At 62.2% G+C, this 2,733-nt stretch carries 4 protein-coding genes; 1 reads left to right on the top strand and 3 read right to left on the bottom strand.

Going from position 1 to position 2,733, the window contains the following annotated elements; all coding sequences use genetic code 11:
- Together AC1D1T_RS31565 and clpS are read right to left on the bottom strand one after the other, a co-directional pair.
- A partial coding sequence (locus AC1D1T_RS31565) for a Clp protease N-terminal domain-containing protein (RefSeq protein WP_477993308.1) occupies window positions 1–474 on the bottom strand: 474 nt, incomplete at its 3' end.
- The gene (gene clpS / locus AC1D1T_RS31560; RefSeq protein WP_052204767.1) at window positions 369–722 is read right to left on the bottom strand and encodes an ATP-dependent Clp protease adapter ClpS; all 354 of its coding nucleotides are present in this window, start codon (window positions 720–722) and stop codon (window positions 369–371) included. The genes clpS and AC1D1T_RS31565, both read right to left, overlap by 106 nt.
- A 225-nt stretch (window positions 723–947) precedes the next feature.
- Here clpS and AC1D1T_RS31555 point away from each other — a divergent pair, with 225 nt between their 5' ends.
- Window positions 948–1,229, top strand: coding sequence for a cold-shock protein (locus AC1D1T_RS31555; RefSeq protein ID WP_047508850.1), 282 nt, complete (start codon window positions 948–950; stop codon window positions 1,227–1,229).
- Between the two features lie 240 nt (window positions 1,230–1,469).
- Here AC1D1T_RS31555 and icd read toward each other — a convergent pair whose 3' ends face one another.
- Window positions 1,470–2,723, bottom strand: a complete 1,254-nt coding sequence (gene icd, locus AC1D1T_RS31550) for an NADP-dependent isocitrate dehydrogenase (protein WP_477993307.1) — start codon at window positions 2,721–2,723, stop codon at window positions 1,470–1,472.
- Window positions 2,724–2,733 lie beyond the last annotated feature (10 nt).

The following is a 2,733-nucleotide window of genomic DNA, read 5'->3' as shown; positions in this document are numbered from 1 at the left end:
GTAGTAGACGGCGTGCGAGTCCTTCTCGCCGAAGATCGCGACCAGCACGTTGGCGCCGGTCACTTCCTTCTTGCCGCTGCCGGTGGACTGCACGTGCATGATCGCGCGCTGGATCACGCGCTGGAAACCCAGCGTCGGCTGCGTGTCGACCTCTTCGGCACCGCCCACCGTGGGGGTGTTTTCCTTGATGAACTGCGCAAGGCTCTTGCGCAGGTCGTCGATGTTGGCCGAGCAGGCGCGCAGCACCTCCGCGGCCGACGGGTTGTCGAGCAGCGCCATCAGCAGGTGCTCGACGGTGATGAATTCGTGGCGCTGCTGGCGCGCCTCGACGAACGCCATGTGCAGGCTGACTTCAAGCTCTTGCGCGATCATGCTGCCTCCATAATGCATTGCAACGGGTGGCCGCCCCGACGGGCAGCGGCCAGCACCAATTCGACCTTGGTTGCAGCGACGTCCTTGGTATAGACGCCGCAGACTCCGCGGCCCTCTTTGTGAACCTTGAGCATGATCTGCGTCGCGGTTTCGAGGTCGCGCTGGAAATACTCCTGAAGCACCATCACGACAAACTCCATCGGTGTGTAGTCGTCGTTGAGCAGTACCACCTGGTACATGCGCGGCGGCTCTGTCTTCGCGGCCTGCCTTTCGGCCACGACCGCCCCCTGCCCGTCATCGGGTGTCGGCCGCTTCAACGGCTCGGGCGGTATCGGTTTTTCCTCGGGCATGGAACCATTCTATAGAGTTGATTTTGCTGTGCTCACCCGAACGGATATTGCGACACCCGGGCGAACTGCAAGGCCCGGAAATGCATCACAACGTGCCCATTGTTCTACGACGGCACCCGCAAGGGAATGCATTTGGTTGCATGGCCCTGAACCCTGGTTTGCCGCGCCTTGACAGTCACCAAGGCGGCGCACAAAATTCTTCGCTCCCRGGGATAGGAGACCAATATGGCCCAGAAGTTGTTCGGAACCGTGAAGTGGTTCAATGATGCGAAGGGATTCGGCTTCATTGAACCGGAAGGGGGTGGCGAGGATGTGTTCGCACATTTTTCGGCCATCCAGAGTGAAGGCTTTCGCACGCTCAAACAGGGCGGCCGCGTGAGCTACGAAGTGGTGCAAGGCCCCAAAGGCCAGCTCGCGCAGAACATCTCTGCGCTCGACGTACCCGAAACGATCCCGCATCGCCGCAATCCTGTCGGCGTGGCGGAGTCCTCGGCCGCCGAGGCCTAGGCCGAGAATTCACACCGCGCAAGCGGTGTGCAGCCACCTAGAAGACTACCGGCACGGCCCGGCGCTGGGTCTCGTGCGGAAAGCTTTCATCGGCTTCCCGAACGAGATGGCGTCGGGCCACTTCGTTTTTGCCACCGATCGTTCTTGCCACCGATCGCCCATGAAAAAACCCCTTGTTCCGGGCCGGAACAAGGGGTTTGCAGTGATTCGCCCGGCGGCTTCGAAGCCGCCGGCGTGGGATCACATGTGGTCGATCATCACCTGGCCGAAGCCCGAGCACGACACCTGCGTCGCGCCGTCCATCAGGCGCGCGAAGTCGTACGTGACCTTCTTCGACAGGATCGACTTTTCCATCGAGCTGATGATCAGGTCGGCCGCTTCGGTCCAGCCCATGTGGCGCAGCATCATCTCGGCCGACAGGATCTCGGAACCCGGGTTCACGTAGTCCTTGCCGGCGTACTTCGGTGCCGTGCCGTGCGTGGCCTCGAACATCGCGACCGAGTCGCTCAGGTTCGCACCCGGGGCGATGCCGATGCCGCCGACCTGGGCCGCCAGCGCGTCGGAGACGTAGTCGCCGTTCAGGTTCAGCGTCGCGATCACCGAGTACTCGGCCGGGCGCAGCAGGATCTGCTGCAGGAAGGCGTCAGCGATCGAATCCTTGATCGTGATGTCCTTGCCGGTGTTCGGGTTCTTGAACTTGCACCACGGGCCGCCGTCGATCAGTTCGGCGCCGAATTCCTTCTGCGCCAGGCCATAGGCCCAGTCGCGGAAGCCGCCTTCGGTGAACTTCATGATGTTGCCCTTGTGCACGATGGTCACGCTGGGCTTGTCGTTGTCGATCGCGTACTGGATCGCCTTGCGCACCAGGCGCTCGGTGCCCTCGCGCGACACCGGCTTGATGCCGATGCCCGAGGTGTTCGGGAAGCGGATCTTCTTGACACCGAATTCGTCCTGCAGGAACTTGATCAGCTTCTTGGCCTTGTCGCTCTCGGCCTCGAACTCGATGCCGGCATAGATGTCTTCCGAGTTCTCGCGGAAGATCACCATGTTGGTCTTCTCGGGCTCCTTCACCGGCGACGGCACGCCCTTGAAGTACTGGATCGGACGCAGGCAGACGTACAGGTCGAGTTCCTGGCGCAGCGCGACGTTCAGCGAGCGGATGCCGCCGCCGAYCGGCGTCGTGAGCGGCCCCTTGATCGACACCACGTACTCGCGCAGGACCTGCAGGGTTTCCTCGGGCAGCCACACATCGGGGCCGTAGACCTTGGTCGATTTCTCGCCGGCGAAGATCTCCATCCAGTGGATCTTCTTCGTGCCCTTGTAGGCCTTCGCCACCGCGGCGTCGACCACCTTGATCATCACCGGGGTGATGTCGTAGCCGGTGCCGTCACCCTCGATGTACGGGATGATGGGCTGGTCGGGGACCTTGAGCGAGAAGTCGGCGTTGACGGTGATCTTCTGCCCGCCCTCGGGCACCTTGATGTGCTGATACATGGGATAGCTC

It is taken from the genome of Rhizobacter sp. P2_H3 (genome assembly GCF_056403355.1).
This window is presented reverse-complemented; position numbering and strand designations above follow the sequence as displayed.